The 20,136-nt window shown below is 74.4% G+C and carries 23 protein-coding genes; 13 read left to right on the top strand and 10 right to left on the bottom strand.

Annotated elements, in window-relative coordinates:
* Positions 1-57: 57 nt before the first annotated feature.
* The 3 genes from KPF22_RS03380 to KPF22_RS03370 form a co-directional block, all read right to left on the bottom strand.
* The gene (locus tag KPF22_RS03380) at positions 58-1,527 is read right to left on the bottom strand and encodes a peptide MFS transporter (protein WP_073575957.1); all 1,470 of its coding nucleotides are present in this window, start codon (positions 1,525-1,527) and stop codon (positions 58-60) included.
* A gap of 115 nt (positions 1,528-1,642) precedes the next feature.
* A complete protein-coding gene (locus tag KPF22_RS03375) occupies positions 1,643-2,686 on the bottom strand; it encodes a hypothetical protein (protein ID WP_224401204.1) in 1,044 nt (347 codons plus the stop codon).
* 176 nt (positions 2,687-2,862) lie between these two features.
* Positions 2,863-3,855 (bottom strand): Gfo/Idh/MocA family protein, encoded by a 993-nt coding sequence (locus KPF22_RS03370; RefSeq protein ID WP_224401203.1) that lies wholly within the window; start codon positions 3,853-3,855, stop codon positions 2,863-2,865.
* 125 nt (positions 3,856-3,980) lie between these two features.
* Here KPF22_RS03370 and KPF22_RS03365 point away from each other — a divergent pair, with 125 nt between their 5' ends.
* A complete protein-coding gene (locus tag KPF22_RS03365; RefSeq protein ID WP_208821514.1) occupies positions 3,981-4,391 on the top strand; it encodes a VOC family protein in 411 nt (136 codons plus the stop codon).
* Between the two features lie 143 nt (positions 4,392-4,534).
* On the opposite strand, the gene aroQ is transcribed toward KPF22_RS03365, so the two are convergent.
* From aroQ to KPF22_RS32650, 3 genes are read right to left on the bottom strand one after another with little or no spacing between them, the layout of a single operon-like run.
* Complete coding sequence (gene aroQ / locus KPF22_RS03360; RefSeq protein WP_208821639.1) at positions 4,535-5,008, bottom strand: type II 3-dehydroquinate dehydratase; 474 nt, start codon at positions 5,006-5,008, stop codon at positions 4,535-4,537.
* Positions 5,009-5,012: 4 nt separating this feature from the next.
* The gene (locus KPF22_RS03355) at positions 5,013-5,681 is read right to left on the bottom strand and encodes a response regulator transcription factor (protein WP_224402367.1); all 669 of its coding nucleotides are present in this window, start codon (positions 5,679-5,681) and stop codon (positions 5,013-5,015) included.
* Entirely contained in the window at positions 5,678-6,991 is a 1,314-nt protein-coding gene (locus tag KPF22_RS32650) for a sensor histidine kinase (RefSeq protein ID WP_308010357.1), read from the bottom strand. The genes KPF22_RS03355 and KPF22_RS32650 overlap by 4 nt, the downstream gene beginning before the upstream one ends.
* Positions 6,992-7,159: 168 nt before the next feature.
* Here KPF22_RS32650 and KPF22_RS03340 point away from each other — a divergent pair, with 168 nt between their 5' ends.
* Genes KPF22_RS03340 through KPF22_RS03325 form a run of 4 tightly spaced genes read left to right on the top strand, consistent with a single transcriptional unit; the run spans position 7,160 to position 9,054 of the window.
* Positions 7,160-7,726, top strand: a complete 567-nt coding sequence (locus tag KPF22_RS03340) for a DUF1707 domain-containing protein (protein ID WP_224401202.1) — start codon at positions 7,160-7,162, stop codon at positions 7,724-7,726.
* Entirely contained in the window at positions 7,723-8,241 is a 519-nt protein-coding gene (locus KPF22_RS03335; RefSeq protein WP_224401201.1) for a hypothetical protein, read from the top strand. Before KPF22_RS03340 ends, KPF22_RS03335 begins: the two co-directional genes overlap by 4 nt.
* Positions 8,242-8,249: 8 nt before the next feature.
* Positions 8,250-8,576, top strand: coding sequence for a helix-turn-helix transcriptional regulator (locus KPF22_RS32930; protein WP_224401200.1), 327 nt, complete (start codon positions 8,250-8,252; stop codon positions 8,574-8,576).
* Positions 8,566-9,054, top strand: a complete 489-nt coding sequence (locus tag KPF22_RS03325; protein WP_224401199.1) for an SRPBCC family protein — start codon at positions 8,566-8,568, stop codon at positions 9,052-9,054. The genes KPF22_RS32930 and KPF22_RS03325 overlap by 11 nt, the downstream gene beginning before the upstream one ends.
* 54 nt (positions 9,055-9,108) lie before the next feature.
* Here KPF22_RS03325 and KPF22_RS03320 read toward each other — a convergent pair whose 3' ends face one another.
* Entirely contained in the window at positions 9,109-9,609 is a 501-nt protein-coding gene (locus tag KPF22_RS03320) for a DUF1992 domain-containing protein (RefSeq protein ID WP_208822881.1), read from the bottom strand.
* A 73-nt stretch (positions 9,610-9,682) separates the two neighbouring features.
* Here KPF22_RS03320 and KPF22_RS03315 point away from each other — a divergent pair, with 73 nt between their 5' ends.
* From KPF22_RS03315 to KPF22_RS03305, 3 genes are all read left to right on the top strand, one after another.
* A complete protein-coding gene (locus KPF22_RS03315; RefSeq protein ID WP_224401198.1) occupies positions 9,683-10,336 on the top strand; it encodes a nuclease-related domain-containing protein in 654 nt (217 codons plus the stop codon).
* Positions 10,337-10,394: 58 nt separating this feature from the next.
* Complete coding sequence (locus KPF22_RS03310) at positions 10,395-12,491, top strand: chorismate-binding protein (RefSeq protein ID WP_224401197.1); 2,097 nt, start codon at positions 10,395-10,397, stop codon at positions 12,489-12,491.
* Between the two features lie 208 nt (positions 12,492-12,699).
* On the top strand, positions 12,700-13,617 hold the full coding sequence (locus KPF22_RS03305) for an alpha/beta hydrolase (protein ID WP_224401196.1): 918 nt from the start codon (positions 12,700-12,702) through the stop codon (positions 13,615-13,617).
* Here KPF22_RS03305 and KPF22_RS03300 read toward each other — a convergent pair whose 3' ends face one another.
* On the bottom strand, positions 13,618-14,331 hold the full coding sequence (locus KPF22_RS03300) for an alpha/beta hydrolase (protein WP_224401195.1): 714 nt from the start codon (positions 14,329-14,331) through the stop codon (positions 13,618-13,620).
* Between the two features lie 20 nt (positions 14,332-14,351).
* Here KPF22_RS03300 and KPF22_RS03295 point away from each other — a divergent pair, with 20 nt between their 5' ends.
* Positions 14,352-14,960 (top strand): class I SAM-dependent methyltransferase, encoded by a 609-nt coding sequence (locus tag KPF22_RS03295; protein ID WP_208822870.1) that lies wholly within the window; start codon positions 14,352-14,354, stop codon positions 14,958-14,960.
* Here KPF22_RS03295 and KPF22_RS03290 read toward each other — a convergent pair.
* Entirely contained in the window at positions 14,950-15,801 is an 852-nt protein-coding gene (locus tag KPF22_RS03290) for an alpha/beta fold hydrolase (protein WP_224400920.1), read from the bottom strand. The two genes, KPF22_RS03295 and KPF22_RS03290, sit on opposite strands and share 11 nt — an antisense overlap.
* 57 nt (positions 15,802-15,858) lie before the next feature.
* Between KPF22_RS03290 and KPF22_RS03285 the strand changes: the two genes are divergently transcribed.
* The 4 genes from KPF22_RS03285 to KPF22_RS03270 all read left to right on the top strand — a co-directional run bounded on the left by KPF22_RS03285 (position 15,859) and on the right by KPF22_RS03270 (position 19,442).
* Positions 15,859-16,329 carry a MarR family winged helix-turn-helix transcriptional regulator gene (locus tag KPF22_RS03285; protein ID WP_224400921.1) on the top strand — a complete coding sequence of 157 codons (471 nt, stop codon included), beginning with the start codon at positions 15,859-15,861 and terminating at the stop codon, positions 16,327-16,329.
* Between the two features lie 65 nt (positions 16,330-16,394).
* Positions 16,395-17,282: an alpha/beta fold hydrolase gene (locus KPF22_RS03280; protein ID WP_224400922.1), complete on the top strand. Its 888-nt coding sequence runs from the start codon at positions 16,395-16,397 to the stop codon at positions 17,280-17,282.
* A 1-nt stretch (position 17,283) separates the two neighbouring features.
* Entirely contained in the window at positions 17,284-18,294 is a 1,011-nt protein-coding gene (locus KPF22_RS03275; RefSeq protein ID WP_224400923.1) for a TIGR03617 family F420-dependent LLM class oxidoreductase, read from the top strand.
* Positions 18,291-19,442, top strand: a complete 1,152-nt coding sequence (locus KPF22_RS03270) for an acyl-CoA dehydrogenase family protein (RefSeq protein ID WP_224400924.1) — start codon at positions 18,291-18,293, stop codon at positions 19,440-19,442. The genes KPF22_RS03275 and KPF22_RS03270 overlap by 4 nt, the downstream gene beginning before the upstream one ends.
* 56 nt (positions 19,443-19,498) lie before the next feature.
* Here KPF22_RS03270 and KPF22_RS31810 read toward each other — a convergent pair whose 3' ends face one another.
* A complete protein-coding gene (locus KPF22_RS31810) occupies positions 19,499-19,903 on the bottom strand; it encodes a transglycosylase family protein (protein WP_307799481.1) in 405 nt (134 codons plus the stop codon).
* Positions 19,904-20,136: the final 233 nt, after the last annotated feature.

Here is a 20,136-nt window from a genome sequence, read left to right as displayed (position 1 = left end):
GTTGTCCACAGGTGTGTGCACAGCTGGGGACGGATCGAACCGGTGTTCGACCAGGGCCTAGCGGACGCCCTCCATCAGGACCTTCAGCTTCGGCACGAGCACGAGCACCACGATGCCGACGACGATCGCAGCGGCCCCGGTGATGCCGAAGTACGCGGCTTCGTTCTCCTCGCTGTAGAAGTCGGCCAGGACTCCGGCGAGCACCGATCCCATCGAGACCGACAGGAAGAACAGGGCCACCATCTGGGTGCGGAACGCGGCCGGAGCCAGCTTCGTCGACAGCGATTGACCGACTGGAGAGGTGAAGAGCTCTCCGATGCAGAACACCAGCAGGATCCCGGCGACGGCCAGCATCGGGGTGCCGTTGGCCCCGGTACCGGCCAGTGGCACGAACAACAGGAAGCCGACACCGATGATGATCGTGCCGAGCGCCATCTTCGCCGGCGACGCCGGCTGACGCGGGCCGAGCTTGGTCCACACCGCGGCGAACACTCCGGCCAGCAGCACGACGAACAGTGGTTCGATCGCCTGGACGGAGCCGGCCGGGATCTCGAACAGACCGAATACCGAGCGGTTCAGTCGTTCGTCCGCGTAGATCGTCAGTACGGTGAAGATCTGCTGGAAGATCGCCCAGAAGACAGCGCTGGCGATCCACATCGGCAGGAAGGCCAGCACACGGCGGCGCTCGACCCGGTTCACCCTGGAGCTGGTCAGCATCACGGAGAAGTAGGCGATCGTGGCGACCGCGACGACCCCGGTGACGATGTAGTCCAGGCGACCCGCCGTGATCACCCCGGTGACCGTGAGGACCAGCAGCACGACGACGACGGCCGCGCCGATCAGCCCGGCGCGGGTCCGCTGCGAGGCCGGGAGCGGGTTGGGCGGGAGCTTGCCCTCCGCCGGAAGGCTCCGGCGGAAGAACGCGTACTGGGCCAGACCGATCGCCATGCCGAGCGCGGCGAGACCGAACCCGATGTGGAAGCTCTCCGCCCGGGTCTGCACGACCGGGGTGAGGATCTGTCCGAGCAGAGCGCCGATGTTGACGCCCAGATAGAAGATCGAGAACCCGGCGTCGCGGCGGTCGTCACCCTCGCCGTAGAGCATCGCGACGATCGTCGACGCGTTCGCCTTGATCCCGCCGCTGCCGAGCGCGACGAGGACGAGACCACAGGCCAGCCCTGCTCCGCCCGGCAGGAGCGCCAGCGCGATGTGCCCGGCCATGACCGCCACCGCGCTGCCGAAGAGGACATGCTCCGGACCGAACAGCCGATCGCCGAGCCACGCGGCGAGGATCGTCGAGAGGTAGACGGTTCCGCCGTAGGCTCCGACGACTCCGGCCGCGACTCCCTGGTCGTAGCCGAGGCCACCGGCGGTGACCTCGTAATACATGTAGTACAGCAGGATCGCCTGCATGCCGTAGAAGGAGAACCGCTCGAACATCTCGACGCCGAAGAGCGTCGCGAGCTGAACGGGGTGACCGAGAAAGGTCCTCTCCCGGCGCTGAGGGTTGGTCGTGGTGTCGGACACCCGCCCGGTCTACCCTCGGAGTTTCATCAGGTAAAGATCGAACACCCGACTGATGCCTCACAGCGACCCGGGGTCCCCTACCACCGCCGCGGTACGCCGCCGGCGGACTACCCGGTCATGGCACAGCCTTGCACGGCATGCAGACCGTGATCGGCTTCGTGCAACAGCCGTCGACTGTTGCGGCGCAGCCCGCGATGCACGCCGCACAGGCGATATAGCCTGCTTTTCCTTTTGCATTCTTGCACGAGGCACAGCTGGCGCACCCCGCACACACCTTGAGGTCGATCGCACCACACCCGGGCCCGTCGTACATCGTTGTCGTACTACACGTTCCACACTTTCCCTGCACTTCTGCCGGATGCAGTTCAACGAGCCCAGCCCCGCTCACCGCCATCGCTTTCATCACGAGGACGTCATTGCCCTGCTTCTGCCACATCGCATAATCTCGATGCCCCGCACCCTGAACTCCTGAGAATTCTCGCGCCACTAGCACACGGGCGTCGTCCGCCGCGAGCGCAGTCACCGTCATCTCTCCACCGCCTCGGAGCCTATGACGTGCTCCCTGCACCGCCACGGGCTGAAAGGTGAACGAGTCCATTCCAGCGCGCGTCATCAGCAGTCGGAAGTCGGAATCGACCGCGAGGCGATCCATTGCACCGGAGAGGTAGCCGGACGGGAGATCGTGGTATCCGGCGGAGTGCAGAGCGGTGGTTCCGGCTGCAAGTCGGCGAACAGGAGCACCCGCCGTCGAGTTGATCAGTCTCGGCGAGGCCACGGCCGTCACCGCTACCGCTCCGCCTACACAGGCGGCCCTGAGGAAGCCTGCTCTGGACAGGCCGGCCTGATCAGAGCGGCGACTCGTTCGCTCACCGAGGGCAAGAACAACTCGCCCGGCACGACGAAATCCAAGAAGACGAGTCAGAGTCGCCACCATCCCGGCGCCGATATGACACCGAACCCCTTCTTCATCGACCTGGATGAGAGTCGGTCTCCATGGGGGATTCTTGCCGTAGAACGCGCTTCGCAGGTCCTTGACCATCGGATCCGCGAGCGGCACGACTTCGATCTCTGACGCAATCTCGTTCGAGACTACTTCACTGATACTGGCGCAGCGACCGCACGACGAGTCAAATGCAAGGAAGAAATGGACGGGAGCCATGGCAACCACTTTCACCTCGACGACGACTCGCCCCCGACGCTAGGGGCCCACCATGTCGACCCGCAATCACGAGACCCGCTGGGACGCCATCGAATGAATCTGTGTCTTTCTATTGAATGACATCGATGTCACCGTGAATGGACCGACAGGATCCCGTCCGCATGCTGGTCAGCGGATCATCCGAGCTCCGCCGGTCCCTCCTCCGGGACCATCCCGACCCGGTCGGCGACGGCGGCCATGACGTCCTGGACGGCGACGGTGTCCGCGAGCGGCATGACCGGGCTCTCGGTCTCCCCGGCCGCGACCCGGCGGGTCACCTCCTCGATCTCGTGGCTGTAACCGCGCCCGGTGGCCGGCAGCACGATCTCCTCCGGGTCGGCGCCGTGCCGGTGCACCACGATCCGGTCCGGGTGGTGGAAGCGCGGCGGCACCTCGATCCAGCCCTCGGTGCCGATCACCCGGGCCGAGCCGGGCATCGCGCACTGCAGGCTGACCTGCAGTGCGGCGCTGCGGCCGTCGGGCCAACCGAGCAGGATCGACTCCTCCAGGTCCACACCGGACGGCGTCAGCGCACCGCTCGCGGCGACCGTGCCCGGGCTGCCGAGCAGCATCTGGGCGAACGAGACCACGTAGACGCCGAGGTCGAACAGGGCGCCGCCGCCGAGCTCCGGGGAGAAGAAGCGGTCGTCGTCCGCGGTGCGGTTGCGCACGCCGAGGTCGGCCTGCACCGAGCGGACCTCCCCGATCGCGCCCTCGGCGACGAGCTCGCGCAGCCGGACGACGGCCGGGAAGAACCGCGTCCACATCGCCTCCATCACGAACACGCCGCGGTTGCGGGCGGCGGCGGCGATCTCGCGGGTCGCGACGGAGCTGACCGTGAACGCCTTCTCGATCATCAGGGCCTTGCCCGCCTCGATCGCGGCCAGCGCGATCGCGCGGTGCTGCGGGTGCGGGGTGGCGACGTAGAGGACGTCGACGTCCGGGTCGTCGAGGATCGCGCGGTAGCCGGTGTGCACCCGGTCGACGCCGTGCCGGCGGGCGAAGTCGGCACCGCGTTCCGCGGAACGCGACGCGACGGCGACGAGCTCGGCGCCGGGCACGTGCGCGAAGTCCGGTGCGACGGCGTCGGCGATGCGGCCGGGCCCGATGATTCCCCACTTCACGGTCATGCCCCGATCCTGCCCGGAGCCCGGTCGAAGTTCCCGGCGCACGACCGATGAGTCCGGTCACCGCCCACGGTCCACCCCTTCGAACGGCACCGGGACCCCGGCGCCACCGTCCACAGGAGCCCCCGATGCCGAACATGATCTTCGTGAATCTGCCGGTCAGCGACCTGGACGCCGCGAAGGCGTTCTACTCCGCGGTCGGCTTCACCCTGAACGAGCAGTTCTCCGACGAGCGCACCGCCTCGTTCGTCGTCAGCGACGCCATCGTGGTCATGGTGATGGCGCAGGACCGGTTCCGGGAGTTCACCGAGCAGCCCGGTGTCGCCGACCCGCGGACCGCCCGCGAGGTCATCAACGCCTTCGGCGTCGAGAGCCGCGACGACGTCGACCGGCTGATCGACGCCGGCCTGGCCGCGGGCGGGGCGCTGTCCGGCAAGACCGAGGACCACGGCTTCATGTACGGCCGCGGCATCGACGACCCGGACGGCCACCACCTCGAGTTCGTGTGGATGGACCCGTCGGCCGTCGCCGGGGAGTGATCCCCGCCCGGTCCGTCGCCGCCGTCCGAGGGGTGCGGCGACGGACCGGGCCGATCGGCGCCGGCCCGGTCGGCGCCCGTCGGACGGCGCAGGATCCGGCGGCCCACCGGCCGGGCAGCGCAGCCGCGACGGGCGGCGCGGGTTCAGACGGCGCGCAGCGGGCGCACCTTGCGGACCAGCCCGTCGATGGCGAGCGCGTAGCCGTCGACGCCGAACCCGACGACGATCCCGGCCGCCACCGGCGAGACGAACGAGTGGTGCCGGAAGGTCTCGCGGCCGTGCACGTTGGAGATGTGCACCTCGACCGTGGGGAGCTCGGCGCCCTCGATCGCGTCGTGCAGCGCGACCGAGGTGTGGGTGTAGGCGGCGGCGTTGAGGACCAGGCCGACCGCGTCGCCACGCTTCACGGCGGCGCCGGCCTCGTGGATCCAGTCGACGAGGACGCCCTCGTGGCTGGTCTGACGGAAGTCCAGCTCGAGGTGGTGCGCGGCGGCCGACTCCCGGCACAGCGCCTCGACGTCGGTGAGCACGGTGGTCCCGTACACCTCCGGCTTGCGGGTCCCGAGCAGGTTGAGGTTCGGGCCGTTGAACACGAAGACGGTGGTCACGCCCGCGATCCTCTCAGCCGCGCCAGCCGGGGCGGACCAGGCCCGACTCGTAGGCCAGCACGACCAGCTGCGCGCGGTCCCGGGCACCGAGCTTGGTCATCGTGCGGCTGACGTGGGTCTTCGCCGTCGTCGGGCTCATGTGCAGGCGGGCGGCGATCTCGTCGTTGGACAGCCCGGCCGCGACCTCGGCGAGGACCTCCCGCTCGCGGTCGGTGAGCTCGCCGAGCCGGACCGCGCCGTCGGGGCAGCCCCGGGAGCGCGCCGCGAACTCGGCGATCAGGGTGCGGGTGACCGCCGGGGCGAGCAGGGCCTCCCCGCCGTGGACGACGCGGATGGCGTGGATGAGGTCAGCCGGTTCGGAGTCCTTGACCAGGAACCCGCTGGCGCCGCCGCGGATCGCGTCGAAGACGTAGGAGTCGTCGGTGAAGGTGGTCAGGACGACCACCCGGGTGCCGGCGAGCTCCGGGTCGCCGGTGATCTCCCGGGTCGCGGTGATGCCGTCGGTGCCGGGCATGCGGATGTCCATGAGGACGACGTCCGGGTGGTGCTCGCGGGCCGCGGTGACGGCCTGTGCGCCGTCGGCGGCCTCGGCGACCACGTCCAGGTCGGGCTGGGAGCCGAGCAGGGCGCGGAACCCGGAGCGGACGAGCGCCTGGTCGTCGGCGAGCAGGACGCGGATCACCTGTCGGCTCCCGGGGTCGCGGGGCGGTCGGGGACGTGGGCCCGCCCGGGGCGGTCGGTCGCCCCGGCGGCCCCGGCCCGTCCGGTCGGGTCGGCCGGAGCGGGTTCCGCGGGGGAACGCCCGGCCGGGGCGGAGCCCGGGGCGGCGGGGTCGGCCGGGGGCGCGGGCAGGTGGGCGCGCACCCGGAAGCCGCGCTCCGGGCCCGGCCCCGCCTCCAGGGTCCCGCCGACCGAGCGCGCACGCTCACGCATGCCGGTCAGCCCCGTGCCGTCCACCGCGCCGGGCGCCGGGCCGGCACCGTCGTCGTCGACGGTCAGGTCCAGCGCGTCGTCGCCGAACCGCAGGGTGACCACCGCGCCACCGGCCCCGGCGTGCCGACGCGTGTTGGTCAGCGACTCCTGCACGATCCGGTACGCCGCCAGGTCGACCCCGGTCGGCAGCGGTCGCGGGGTCCCCCCGGTGCCGCGGCGCACCGGCAGCCCCGCGGCGCGCACCTCGTCGAGCAGCGCGTCGAGCCGGTCCAGGCCGGGGGTGGGCGCACGCGGGGCCTGCTCGTCGACCCCACGCAGCACGCCGAGGGTGGAGCGCATCTCGCGCAGCAGGTCGCGGCTGGCCCGCTTGATCTCGGTGAGCGCGGTGCGGGCCTGCTCCGGGTCGTCGTCCATCAGGTAGAGCGCGACCCCGGCCTGCACGTTGATCAGGGAGACGTGGTGGCCCAGCACGTCGTGCAGCTCCTGGGCGATGCGCAGCCGCTCGGCGTCGGCGCTGCGCCGACGCTCGGCCTCGGCGGCCCGCCGGGCCTGCGCCGTGCGCTCGCGCCGGACCCGCCAGAGGGCGCCGCCCGCGACGAGCGCCGCCAGCCAGGCCAGGACCGGCGCGGTCGCCGGCCACGGGATCGGCCGCCCGGTCACGAGCAGCCACCCGCTCAGCACGGCCGGCGCGACGGCCACCACCGCGAGCGCGCGGTGGTGGCGCCCCGCGGCGACCGCCGACACCAGCGCCACGGCGAACGCGAACCCGAGCGGCCCGATCGGCGGGTACCCCAGGCCCAGGTAGACGACGACCGCGGCTGCGCACACCGCGAGCGCCACGACCCGGTTCAGGTGCCGGAACAACAGCGCGACCGGCCCCACCGCGAGCAGTGCGACGGCGAGCCCGTCGAGCGGGAGTGCCGTCGCGTCCGGGTCCGGGTACTGCGCGCTGCGGACGGCGTGGAACGCCGTCCCGCCCACGGTGAACAGGCCGACGACCAGCGCGGGGACGAGGATCCGCGCGATCCCGCCCCACCTCGGACGTCGGTCGGCGGGCACGCGGGACACCGTAGACCGGGGCACCGACAGCGGTCGTCGTCCGGACGGTGACCGGTGCCGTACACCCGCGGGAGTACACGGGCGGCCGCTCCTTCCCCGGGGGCGGCAGCGGGATCGGCGACCGCGGACGGACGCGCGCGACCCCCCGGCACCGCGACGCTGGCCGTCATGACAGCGACTCCGGACACCCGTCCCGCACCCGGACCGGCCACCGCCCCGGCACCGGCCGCACCGTCCCCCGTCACCCCGCCCCCGGCCGACGCGGTCCCGGCCGCGACCGCGCCCACGGCGACGACCGCGGGCGGTCTCCCGCCCCGGTCCGACGCCGTGCTCGCCTCGGACGCCGAGCGCGAGCACGTCACCGCCCGGCTGCGGACGGCCGCCGCCGAGGGGCGCCTGACCCTCGCCGAGTCCGACGAGCGGCAGGCCGCCGCCTACGCCGCCCGCACCCGCGACGAGCTCGTCCCGCTGCTCGTCGGGCTGCCCCGCCCGCCGCGGCCGCGTCGCGCCCGGCGCGGTCCGCTCACCCCCCGCGCGCAGCGCAACCTGCGGATCCACGCCGGGGTGACCGTCGCCGTGCTGCTCCTGCTGGTCCTGGGCGCCGTGCTCGGCCCGGCGCCGCTGTTCGTCCCGATCGGGCCGGCGTTCTGGCTGGGCCTGATCCTGTTCGTGCACTCCCGGCGGGCCGAGCGCGAGGCGTCGCCGGACGAGGAGCTGCCCGAGGAGCTGCGGTGACCGCCGTCGCCGAGCGGGCCGGACGGACCGCACCGCGGCGGCTCGCCCGCCGCCCGCGGGCGCTGCGGACGGTGCACGTGCTGCTCGCGGTGGCCTGGACCGGCGCGTCGCTGGTGATGCTGGTGCTGCCCGTGGCGGTGCTGCTGCGGGGTGGCGACGCCGGGTTCGCCGTCGCGGTGATGGGCACCGTCGGGAACGGGATGATCCCGTTCCTCGCCGTCGGCACCGTCCTCAGCGGGGCGGCCCTCGGCCTCGGAACGGCGTGGGGGCTGTTCCGGTACCGCTGGGTCGTCGCGAAGACCGTGCTGGCGCTGGCGGTGATCGTCTCGTCGGTCGCGCTCACCACCGGGTGGGTCGACGCCGCCGCGGCCGGGGACCGGTCGGTCCTGCCGCTGCTGGTCGCGGCGTCGGTGCTGCACCAGGTGATGCTGCTGGGCGCGACGGTGCTGTCGGTGGAGAAGCCCGGCGGACGGCTGTCCCGGCAGCGGTTGACAGGCAACCGAATGGTTGCATAATTGGCGGCGTGACCGACGTGGACGCCGTCTTCCGCGCACTCGCGGACCCGACGCGGCGGCGCATCCTCGACCGGTTGCACGAGCAGGGCGAGTCGACGCTCGGCGCACTGTGCGAGGGGCTGGACATGAGCCGGCAGGCCGTCTCCAAGCACCTCGCGCAGCTGGAGTCCGCCGGGCTGGTGACCACGCTGCGTCGCGGCCGGGAGAAGCTCCACCACCTCGACCCGGTCCCCATCCAGCAGATCCACGACCGGTGGATCGGGAAGTTCGAGCGCAGCCGGGTGCAGGCGGTCACCGCCCTGCGCGCGGCACTGGAGGAGCACGATGAGCAGTGAGCGCAGGTTCGTCTACACGACCTACATCCGCAGCACCGCCGAGCAGGTGTTCCGGGCGCTGACCACGCCGGAGTTCACCATGCAGTACTGGGGCGGCGCGGAGCTGACCTCGGACTGGCGGGTGGGCAGCCCGCTGGAGGCGGTCCACCCCGACCGCGACGACTTCATCGGCGAGATCCTCGCCGTCGAGCCGCCGCACCGGTTGTCCTACACCTTCACCGGGCAGGCGGAACAGGCCGCGGGACGGCCGCCGACCGTCGTCGAGTTCACGCTCTCCCCGTTCGGCGAGGAGGCGGTGGAGCTGCAGGTCGTCCACACCGGTTTCACCGACGACGAGCAGGGCGCGCAGGACGCCCGCGACGTGGGCGAGGGCTGGCCCGCGATCCTGTCCGCGCTCAAGACACTGCTGGAGACCGACCGGCCGCTGGCCTCCCCCGGTCACTTCGCGCCACGGACACCGGCGACGCCCGCCCGGTGAGTCCGCGCGGACCTGTCGCCCCGGTGGCCTCCGGGCCGAGGGGCCCGACGGCTCTCAGCGGCCGAACAGGCGTGCCCACCAGCCACGGCGGGACCCCGGCGCGGTCTCCGCGGTGGCGGGCGGCGGCGCGGCGGGCCGGGCGGCGGCCCGCCGCCGCTCCCGGGCCGCGTGCCAGCGCGCGACGACCTCGTCGGCGTCGAGCCTGCGGATCGGCACGCGCGGGCCCATCGGGTGGCGCATGTGGTCGACGACCCGGGAGTTGACCTCCTCGACGTGCTCACGCACGCGGCGCTCGTCGACGAAGCGGGTGACGGTCTCGTCGATCCGGTCCAGCTCCTTGCGCAGCTGGATCGACGGCGGCAGCATCGCGTCGCCCGGGACGCCCTCCCGCTCCAGGTAGCCGCGGATCCACCAGTTCTCCTCGACCGGGCCGATCCGTCCCGCCCCGGGCAACGGCTTGCCCTTGCCGGGCAGGTCGTCGAAGTCGCCCCGCTCGACGGCCTCCCGGATCGTCCGGTCGACCGGTGACTCGAACCGCGGGTCCACACCGTTCATGGCTGCACCACCCCGTCGCGAGGTTACCGGCGAGCACCGTTTCCTGTCGGTGGTCGGGTGCACACTCCGCGCCATGACGACGACACCCGCGACCCCCACCACCGACCGTTCCCGCGCACTGGACCTGGCGCGCCACTACCCCGGCCGGCGCGTGGGGCACGTCGCCGCGCAGCAGCGGAGGGCGGGGTTCCCCGACCGCAACTGGCGCCTCGGCGCCGACGGCGAGCAGCGCACCGCGCACCTGCTGACCGCGCTCACCGGGCGGACCCGCCGGGACCGGCTGCTCGGCAGGCCCCCGGCATGGCAGGTCCTGCACTCGGTCCCGCTCGACGGCGGCGCCGCCGACCTCGACCACGTCCTGATCGGGCCACCCGGCATCTGCGTCGTCGACACCCGCCACCACCGCGGCCGCTCCCTGCTCCTCGACGGCGATCGGCTGGTCGTCGCGGGGACGGCCACGGACGCGGTGCCGCGGGCCCGGGCCGAGGCGCAGCGGGTCCGCGAGCTGCTGCTCCCCCGGCTCGGGGCCGCCGCCGCGTCGACGCCGGTCCGCCCGGTGATCGCGCTGGTCGGGGCCCCGCTCCGGGTACGCCGCTGGCCCGACGACGTCGTGGTCGCCACCGAGGGCGCGCTGGTGTACGCCCTGCGCGGGCTGACCCCGGTGCTCGGCCCGCGGGAGGTGGAGCGGATCCACGCCGTCGCCCGGCGCCCGGAGAGCTGGGAGTGAGGCGTGCGCCGGGTCACGGCGCCTTCCCCGCGCGGGGCCGGATCAGCATGCTCTCCCGGTGACCTCGACCGCCCCGGCCCGGACCGGACTGCACCGTGTCCCGGTCCCGGACGGTGTCGCACCGTCCGGGGTGGCGGCGGCGGTGCGCCTGCTCGCCCACCGGCCGCGGCTGGTCGCCTTCGCCGGGAGCTGGTCGTGGGGGGCACTGGTCGCCACCGACCCGGTGCTCACCGCACCGGACGGGGCCGACCCGTTCGCCGTGCTGGACGCGCCGCCACGGTCCGCGGGCCCGGCGGCGAGCCCGGGCGCCGGGGCCGTCGGGGCCGTCGGAGGCGGCTGGTTCGGGCTCCTGGACCACGCCCCGCCCGGTGTGCGGCCGACGGCGGCGCTGTCCTGGTACCGCGACGTGCTGCGGCACGACGGCGAGCGCTGGTGGTTCGAGGCGCTGGTCGACGGCGGCGCCCCGCTGCCGGGCCTGCCGGACCACCCCGGTGCGGTGCACCCCGACACCGGCTCGGCCGAGCGCCGGTACACGCAGCTGTGCGCCGACCTCGCCCGCCCGGCGCCGGACCGGACGGCCCGGATCGCGGTCACCCGGTGGCCCGACCGCGACGCGCACCTGGCCGCGGTCGAGCGGTGCGTCACCGAGATCCGCCGCGGCGAGATCTTCCAGGCCAACATCGCCACGCGGCTGGAGGTGCGGCTCGACGGCGACCCGCACGAGGCGTGGGCCCGGCTGGTCGAGCCGGTCGCGCCGGCTCGCGCCGCACTCGTCGTGACGCCGGAGCGGGCCGCGGTGGGCGCGAGCCCGGAGCTGTTCCTGCACCGTGCCGGGGACCGGGTCACCACCGCGCCGATCAAGGGCACCCGGCCGCGCACCGGTGGCGCCGCCGACGACGTCGAATGCGCGCGGCTCGGCGCCTCGGTGAAGGACGCGGCCGAGAACGTGATGATCGTCGACCTGATGCGCAACGACCTGGCCCGGGTCGCACGGCCCGGCGGGGTGCGGCCGGGGCGGCTGCTCGCCGTCGAACCGCATCCGGGGGTGTGGCACCTGGTGTCGCGGGTGCACGCGACGCTGCGCGACGACGTCACCGACGCCGACCTGCTCATCGCCACGTTCCCGCCGGGCTCGGTCACCGGCGCGCCGAAGATCCGGGCCTGCGAGGTGATCGCCGACTGCGAGGACGGGGACCGCGGGCTGTTCACCGGCGCCGTCGGCGGGGTGAGCCCGCTGGCCGGACTGGAGCTGAACGTCGCGATCCGCACCCTCGACCTCGGCCCCGCCGGGCCCGACGGCAGCCGCAGCGGCCGGCTCGGCGTCGGCGGGGGCATCACGGTCGACTCCGACCCGGCGGAGGAGTTCGGCGAGGTCCTGACCAAGGCCGCCCCGGTCCTGGCCGCGCTGGACGGCCCGCCCCGGCCGGCCCGGCCGCCCGTCGCCCGGCCCGCCGACCGGGCCGCGGGCCTGTTCGAGACGCTCGCCTGCGTCGACGGGCGGGCCCGCCGGGTCGGCGAGCACGCCGCCCGGCTGCGCCGCTCCTACCTCGCGGTCACCGGCCGCGCCCTCGACGCGCGGGTCGAGGCCGAGGTCGCCGCGGCCGTCGCGGGGGCGGCCGGGCACCACCGGGTCCGGGTCGAGGCGACGCCGGACGACCCGTCGCGGGTCACCGTGCGCGCGGTCCCCTGGCCCGGACCGGTCCCGCTCGACGCACAGGGCGGGGTGGTCGCCGTCGTCCGGCGCGGCACCGACGGCGAGTCCCACAAGTTCGTCGACCGCCGCTGGCTCGACGCCCACGAGGCCGACGTCGGGGACGGTTCGCCGCTGCTGTGCGACCCGGCGGGCCTGGTGCTGGAGACGACGCGTTCCGCCGTCGCCGCCGTGCACCGGGGGCGGCTGTGGGTCCCCCCGCTCGACGGCCGCATCCTGCCCGGCACCGGCCGCCGCGCGCTGCTCGACCTGCTGGGCCCCGGCACCGTGCGGATCGCCCCGCTGCCCCTGGCCGCGCTCACCGGGGCCGACGGGTTCCTGCTGGTCAACGCGCTACGCGGGGTGCAGTGGGTGCGCCGGGTCGACGACGGCGGCCACACCGTCGCCGCGTGGGTGGCTCCGGACCCGCTGACCCGCCGCCTCGCCGCGGCGCTGTCGCGCTGACCGGGCGTCGCGCCACCACACCGCCCGGGCGACCGCCGGTGCCGCCCCGCGGTCCCCACCCGGCACCGGGCCGCGGCACCGCGACCGGCGGCGCGACCGGCGGTGCCCCGTCCGCCACGGACCGCACGACCTCGCACCTCGCCGCCCCTGCAGACGGTGCGAGGTCCTCGAGGTGTGCGAGGCCGGCCCGCACCGGCAGGATCGGGTCGTGAGCACCGACCGGATCGCCGCCGAGCTGCGTCGCCCCCTGCGGTGGGTCCCACCGATCCCGCTGCACCGCCCCCGGCTGCTGCGCCTGCTGCAGCGGCTGTCCCGGCGCGGCAGGCCCGCCGCCGTGGACGGGGTCCGGTCCACCACCCACCCGGGCCCGCCGCTGCTGCGCGTGCACGTCCCCGACCACCGCACGACCCCCGCGGCGCTGCTGTGGTTCCACGGCGGCGGACTCGTCCTGGGCTCCCCCATGATCGACGACGTGCGGTGCGGCGAGCTCGCCGCGGACCTGGGGATCGTCGTCGTCTCGGTGGACTACCGGCTCGCGCCCGGTGACCCGTTCCCGGCCGCGCTCGACGACTGCCACGCCGGCTGGACCTGGCTGCGGGACGCCGCCGGCCGGCTGGAGGTCGACCCGGCGCGGATCGCCGTCGGCGGGGCGAGCGCCGGGGGCTGCCTGGCCGCCGCGCTGGTCCAGCGCCTGCACGACGAGGGCGGACCGCAGCCGGTCGCGCAGTGGCTGGTCTACCCGATGCTCGACGACCGCACCGCCGCCCGTCGCGAGCTCGACCGGCCCCCGCACCGGGTGTGGAACAACCGCAACAACGAGGTCGGCTGGCGCGCCTACCTGGGGCGCCCGCCCGGGACCGGCGAGCCCGCCCCGTACGCGGTGCCCGCCCGTCGCGCCGACCTGTCCGGGCTGCCGCCCGCGTGGATCGGCGTCGGCGACGTCGACCTGTTCCACGACGAGGACATCACCTACGCGCGGCGGCTGCGCGAGGCCGGGGTGCCGGTCGAGCTCGACGTCGTCCCCGGCGCCCCGCACGGCTTCGACGGCTGGGGCAAGGGCGTCGCGATCGCCGACGACTTCACCGGGCGCTCGGTCGCCTGGCTGCGCGGCGCGCTCGGTAGCTGATCACCCGGCCAGGTCCAGCAGCAGCGCGGCCAGCTCGCGGGGCCGGTTCTGCGGCACCAGGTGGTGGGTGTCGATCTCGGCGTGGCGCCAGGCGTCGGAGGTCCGGGCGCGGTCGGCGGCCGCGGTGAACGCCCCGCCCGCGACGTCCTCCCGGGTGGCCCGCACGAACGTCCGGCCGCACGGCCACTGCTCCAGCGGCCGGGACAGCCGCACCGGCTCGGTGAGCGTGCGGACCGGCTGCGGGGAGCGCCGCGGCGCCGACCACGCGGCCTCGGCCGGGTCGTCGTAGTGCCGCTCCGGGCCCGGGACCAGCCACGACGACCCCAGTCCCGGTGCGCCCGGCGCCGGCACCGCACCGGCGAGGCCGGGCGCCAGGTCCAGCGCGGACTCGCCGTCGGCGGGGACGAACGCGTCGAGGTAGACCAGCTCGCGGACCCGGTCGCCGATCTCGTCGAGCGCCCCGGTGACGACCATGCCGCCGTAGGAGAACCCGAGCAGCACGATGTCGCGCAGGTCCTCGTAGAGCACGGCGGCGACCACGTCGCGCACGTGGACGGACAGGTCGATCCACGGCCCGGCCAGGTGCGAGCGCTCCCCGATGCCGGTGAGCGCGGGCGTCACCACCTCGTGCCCGGCCGCGCGCAGCAGCGGGCGCACCAGGTGGAAGGAGTGGGCGCCGCCCCAGGCGCCGTGGACCAGCACGAACGTCGTCATGACGGCAGACTCCCACGACGATGAGCGATTTCCCCGACGGCTTCTTCGACCGCGCCGACCCGGCCGACGACCGCGAGTTCTATCTGCCCCCGCGCTTCGTCCAGCACATCGACGAGGGCGCCATCGCCGCCGCGTCGGCGTTCTACGGCGAGATCGGCACCACCGGCCGGGTGCTGGACCTGATGTCGTCGTGGGTGTCGCACCTGCCGCACCGCCCGGAGCACCTGACCGTGCTGGGCATGAACCGGGCCGAGCTCGCCGCCAACGAGATGGCCCACGAGGCCGTCCGCCACGACCTCAACGCCGACCCGGTGCTCCCCTTCGCCGACGCCGCGTTCGACGCCTGCGTCTGCACCGTCTCGGTCGACTACCTGACCGACCCGGTCGCGGTGTTCGCCGAGGTGGGACGGGTACTGGTGCCGGGCGGGGTGTTCGCCGCCACGTTCTCGAACCGCTGCTTCCCGACCAAGGCGGTCCGCGGGTGGCTCGCCTCCGACGACAGGACGCGGGTCGCGATCGTCGGGGAGTACTTCCGGCGCAGCGGCGCATTCGACACCCCGGTGGCCCGTGACTGCGGCGCGCCCGGGGATCCGCTGTACGCGGTGTGGGCCCGCACCCCTACCGGCTGACGAAGTCCAGCACCGCCCGGTCGAACTCCCGCGGACGCTCCATGTTCGGGTAGTGCGCGGTCCCACCGATCTCGCCGGAGCGGCCGTCCGGGACGGCGGCGACCGCGTCGGCGACGATCCGCCGGTGGTCGTCGGAATCGAGGGCGCCGACGAGACCGAGCAGCGGCACCGGGAACGCGCCGGCGCGCTCGGCGGCGTCGTCGAGGAAGCCGATCGGGCCCGGGGGCGCGGCCGGGTCCGCGGGCAGGTGGTGGGACAGCAGGTCGACCGCCATCAGCCGGATCTCGGCGAGGACGGCCGGGTCCACGTCGGCCTCCGTGCGGAACGGGCCGGGCACGAACTCCAGGAACACCCGGACCCAGCGCTCGGCGTCGAGGTCCAGGCGCGCCTGCTCCCAGCGCGCCATGGTGTCGACCGTCCACGGGTCGGTCCACACCGGCTCGCCCGCGCCGGCGCCGCACAGCACGACCCGGTCGACGAGGTCCGGGCGTTCCAGCGCGGTGTCGAACGCGACCCGCGCCCCCATCGACAGTCCGACGAGCGCGACCGGCCCGGCGTCGAGGTGCTCCAGCAGCGCGGCGAGGTCGGCGTGCGGCCGGTAGCCCTGCGGGCCGGGCGTCGACGACGCGCCGTGCCCGCGGGCGTCCGGCACCACGACCCGGTGCCGGGCGGACAGCGGACCGATCTGACGCGACCACATCCGTCCGTCGACGGCGCCCCCGTGCAGCAGCACCAGCGGCGGGCGCCCGTCCGGGTGCGGGCCGGTGTCGCGGTAGGCGATCCGGCCGTCCTCCACGGGCAGGAACGTCGGGACGGTGACCTGGGCGAGGGCGAGTGTCATGACAACCAAGGTGTCATCATTCGTGCACCATGACAACCCAGGTGTCATACTCGGATCGTGCCCGACATCGACGACACCGCCGAGAAGCTGGCCGAGGTCTACGTACTCGTGGGCCCCCTCTACCGGCGGGTGCTGCGCGAGGTCGAGGAGTCCGCGCCGGACAACCGGGTCTCGGCGGGCGTGCGCGCGGTGCTCGACCAGCTCCGACGGCACGGCCCGATGACCGTGCCCGGGATCGGGCGGTCGCAGTCGCTCAGCCGGCAGTTCGTGCAGCGGATGGTCGACGACGCGCTGGCCGCCGGGCTCGTCGAGCGGGCGGACAACCCGCGGCACCGGCGGTCCCCCCTGATCGTGCCGACGCCGGCCGGGCGCGCGGTGATCGACGAGGTCGTCGGGCGGGAGCACGCGCGGCTGCGCGCGGTCGCCGGACAGCTCGACCCCGCCGACGTCGACGCGACGCTGCGGGTACTCGCCGCGATGGTCGCCGACCTGACCGAGATCGAACCGGAGATCGAACCCGGGCATTGACCCCCTCGGCCCGGTGGCGCACGATCCGACCGAGATCGACCCCCCACCACTGGCGGTGCCCACGCATGTCCGACACGTTCACCTTCTCCGGCCGCGACGGCGCCGCCGTCACCGCCTACCGCTGGCTCCCCGCCGCCGCGGGCGACCCGGTGCGCGGGATCGTCCAGATCACCCACGGCATGGGCGAGCACGCCCTGCGCTACGTCGCCCTCGCCGACGCGCTGACCGCCCGCGGCTTCGCCGTCTACGCCCAGGACCACCGCGGTCACGGCGCCACCGCGGGCGGGCCCGAGAACTTCGGCGTCCTCGGCGACGACGGCTGGGAGCAGCTGGTCGGCGACATCGGGCTGCTGTCCGCGCACGCCCGCGCCGAGCACCCGGGCGCCCCGCTGGTGCTGCTCGGTCACAGCATGGGCTCGTTCGCCGTGCAGCAGTCCCTCGTCGCCGACGGGACGCCGCCGGACGCGGTCGTGCTGTCCGGCACCGCATTGCTCGATCTGATGGAGCAGGGCCTGGACCTGTCCGCGCCGCTGGACCTGTCGTCGTTCAATGCGCCGTTCGAGCAGCGCACCGGTTTCGAGTGGCTCAGCCGCGACCCCGCGCAGGTCGACGCCTACGTCGCCGACGCCCGCTGCGGCTTCGGCCTGGACCTGCCCGGCACGCAGGCGATGTTCGCCGCCGCCCGGCCGCTCGGCGAGGTCGCCACGCTGAAGCGGATCGCGGGCGGACTGCCGGTGTACGTCGTCGTCGGGGACGAGGACCCGGTCAACGCCGGGCTGGCCCTGGTGCGGCCGCTGACCGAGCGCTACGCCGAGGCCGGGCTGCACGACGTCACGCTGAAGGTCTGGCCGGGTGCCCGGCACGAGGTGTTCAACGAGACCAACCGCGAGGAGATCGTCGCGGACCTGCTGTCCTGGCTCGACCGTGTCGTCCCCGAGCAGCGGGGCGCCTGAGGTGCGCGTCGACACCACCGGCGGCTTCTCCGCCTCCCCGCTCGAGACCGAGGCGGCGGCCGTCGCCGCGGAGGCCGAGGGCTACGACGCCCTGTCGGTCCCCGAGACCTCGCACGACGCGTTCGTGTCGTTGGCGCTGGCCGCCCGGGCGACCAGCCGGATCCGGCTGCAGTCGGCGATCGCGGTCGCCTTCGCCCGCAACCCGATGACGCTGGCCTACCAGGCCAACGACGTGCAGCTGCTCTCCGGCGGCCGGTTCGACCTGGGGCTCGGCTCGCAGGTCCGCCCGCACATCGAGCGCCGGTTCGGGATGCCGTGGAGCCGCCCCGCGGCCCGGATGGAGGACTTCGTCTCCGCCCTGCGGGCGATCTTCGACGCCTGGGCCACCGGGGACCGGCTGCATCACCGCGGCGAGTTCTACTCCCACACCCTGATGACCGAGTTCTTCTCACCGGGGCCGAACCCGCACGGGATCCCGCCGGTGATGCTGGCCGCGGTCGGCGAGCGGATGACCGAGGTCGCGGGCCGGGTCACCGACGGCCTGCTGGCGCACTCGCTGACCTCGCCGTCGTACCTGGCGGAGGTGACGCTGCCCGCGCTGCGCCGGGGACGCGGCCGCGACGACCTCACCGGCTTCGACGTGTGCCTGCCGGTCTTCGCGGTCCTGGGCGCCGACGCCGGGGCCCGGGCCGTCGCCGAGGCCGGGGTGCGACGCCAGATCGCCTTCTACGCCTCCACCCCGCCGTACAGGCCGGTGCTGGAGCACCACGGCCGTGGCGCGCTCGCCGACGAGCTCAACGGACTGTCGCGCCGGCAGGCCTGGGACGAGATGACCGGCCTGGTCGACGACGACCTGCTGGCCCTGTTCGCCGTCGCGGGCGACCCGGCCGGGGTGGCGTCCGGGATCGCGGACCGCTACCGCGGCCTCGTCGACCGGGTCTCGCTCAACACCCCCTACGACGCCGACCCCGCCCTGGTGCTCGACGTCGCCACCCGGCTGCGCGCGGCGTGAGCACGCATCCGGAGATCCGGGAGGGGGTCCGCGCGGTCTGCTCCGGCTTCGGGGCGGAGTACTGGCGCACCTGCGACCGCGAGCACCGGTTCCCGCAGGAGTTCCACGACGCGATGGCCGCCGGCGGCTGGATCGGCATCGCCGTCCCCGAGGCCTACGGCGGCGGGGGCGCCGGGATCTCCGAGGCCGCCGCGGTGATGGAGGAGGTCGCCGCGTCCGGGGCGGCGATGAACGGGGCGTCGGCGATCCACCTGTCGGTCTTCGGGATGAACCCGGTCGTCCGGCACGGCTCGGAGGAGATGCGGCGGCGCTACCTGCCCCGGGTCGCCGACGGGTCGCTGCAGGTCGCGTTCGGCGTCACCGAGCCCGACGCGGGACTCGACACCACCGCGATCACCACGACCGCCCGCCGCGACGGCGACCGGTACCTGGTCCGCGGGCGCAAGGTGTGGACGTCGAAGGCGCCGTTCTGCGACAAGGTCCTGCTGCTGGTGCGCACCACCCCGCGCGCCGAGGTGACGAAGCGGACCGACGGGCTGTCGCTGCTGCTCGCCGACCTGCAGCGCCCCGAGGTCACGATCACCCCGATCGACAAGCTGGGCCGCAACGCGGTGGTGTCCTGCGAGGTCGTCTACGACGACCTGCCCGTCGACGCCGCCGACCTGGTCGGCGAGGAGGGCCGCGGCTTCCGGCTGGTCCTCGACGGGCTCAACCCGGAACGGATCCTGATCGCCGCCGAGGCGCTGGGCACCGGGCGGGCCGCGCTGGCCGCCGCCGTCGCCTACGCGAAGGAGCGCACCGTGTTCGGGCGGCCGATCGGCCAGAACCAGGGCATCGCGTTCCCGCTGGCCGAGGCGCACATGCGGCTCCGGGCGGCGTCGCTGGTGATCGCCGACGCCGCGGCCCGCTACGACGCGGGCGAGCCGTGCGGCGAGCAGGCCAACACCGCGAAGTTCCTGGCCGCCGAGGCCGCGTTCTTCGCCGCGGACCGGGCGGTGCAGACCCTCGGCGGGTTCGGCTACGCCACCGAGTACGACGTGAGCCGCTACTTCACCGAGGCCCGCCTGATGCGCCTGGCACCGCTGCCGCAGGAGATGGTGCTCAACCACGTCGCCGAGCACGTGCTCGGGCTGCCCCGCAGCTACTGACACACGACGGCGGCCGGTGACCCGCCCGGGTCACCGGCCGCCGTACGTGCCGCGGACTACCGCAGACCCAGCTTCTTGGAGCAGGCCGGCCACGCCTTCCAGCCCTGGGCGTCCAGGACGTTCTCGGCGACGCGGATCTGCTCGGACTTGCTGGCCTTGTGCGCCTTGCCCGACCCACCGAAGGCCTTCCAGGTGGACGGCGTGAACTGCAGGCCGCCGGAGAAGCCGTTGCCGGTGTTGGTGTTCCAGTTCCCGCTGGACTCGCACTGGGCGAGCTTGTCCCACGTCGAGGTCGCGACGGACTGCGTGGGGACCGCGACGGCGGCGGGGGCGACCGCGGCGGAGGTCTCGGGGGCGGCCGTCGCGGGCCCGGCGAGGGCGAGCGGAGCGCCGAACGCCAGGACACCGGCGACGAGAGTTCCGACGAAACGCCCACGGATGGACATGCGCGTGCTGCTCATTGTGTGATCACCTGAGGTCCGGACCCACGGCTTTCCGGGCGGGCCGGTCGCGCGGGGAGCGCTGTGCCGGTGTCGTCGCGAGGGGACTCGCGGCCCGCGGCCCCGTCTCGGTCCGTGCAGGTCGACTGGCCGGGGACCGCGGGACGGGGCCGTGGTGGCGTGGCGGTTCCGGCACTTCGGTGCATGCCCCGGCCCGTGTGGACCGGAGCGACCACGAAGGTCGCCGACCGGCC

The organism is Pseudonocardia sp. ICBG1034, from assembly GCF_020131375.1.
In the GTDB taxonomy this organism is placed as follows: domain Bacteria; phylum Actinomycetota; class Actinomycetes; order Mycobacteriales; family Pseudonocardiaceae; genus Pseudonocardia; species Pseudonocardia alni.
Note: the sequence above shows the minus strand (reverse complement) of the source record. Positions and strands in the feature narration are given on the sequence as shown.

Excerpts from the sequence above, each read along its gene's own strand:
- KPF22_RS03315 (WP_224401198.1), top strand. The coding sequence starts at position 9,683 with ATGACGACGACACCCGCGACCCCCACCACCGACCGTTCCCGCGCACTG.
- KPF22_RS03365 (WP_208821514.1), top strand. The coding sequence starts at position 3,981 with ATGCCGAACATGATCTTCGTGAATCTGCCGGTCAGCGACCTGGACGCC.
- KPF22_RS03340 (WP_224401202.1), top strand. The coding sequence starts at position 7,160 with ATGACAGCGACTCCGGACACCCGTCCCGCACCCGGACCGGCCACCGCC.
- KPF22_RS31810 (WP_307799481.1), bottom strand. The coding sequence starts at position 19,903 with ATGAGCAGCACGCGCATGTCCATCCGTGGGCGTTTCGTCGGAACTCTC.
- KPF22_RS03290 (WP_224400920.1), bottom strand. The coding sequence starts at position 15,801 with ATGACACTCGCCCTCGCCCAGGTCACCGTCCCGACGTTCCTGCCCGTG.
- KPF22_RS03320 (WP_208822881.1), bottom strand. The coding sequence starts at position 9,609 with ATGAACGGTGTGGACCCGCGGTTCGAGTCACCGGTCGACCGGACGATC.
- KPF22_RS03370 (WP_224401203.1), bottom strand. The coding sequence starts at position 3,855 with ATGACCGTGAAGTGGGGAATCATCGGGCCCGGCCGCATCGCCGACGCC.
- KPF22_RS03300 (WP_224401195.1), bottom strand. The coding sequence starts at position 14,331 with ATGACGACGTTCGTGCTGGTCCACGGCGCCTGGGGCGGCGCCCACTCC.
- KPF22_RS03375 (WP_224401204.1), bottom strand. The coding sequence starts at position 2,686 with ATGGCTCCCGTCCATTTCTTCCTTGCATTTGACTCGTCGTGCGGTCGC.
- KPF22_RS03325 (WP_224401199.1), top strand. The coding sequence starts at position 8,566 with ATGAGCAGTGAGCGCAGGTTCGTCTACACGACCTACATCCGCAGCACC.
- KPF22_RS03280 (WP_224400922.1), top strand. The coding sequence starts at position 16,395 with ATGTCCGACACGTTCACCTTCTCCGGCCGCGACGGCGCCGCCGTCACC.
- KPF22_RS03295 (WP_208822870.1), top strand. The coding sequence starts at position 14,352 with ATGAGCGATTTCCCCGACGGCTTCTTCGACCGCGCCGACCCGGCCGAC.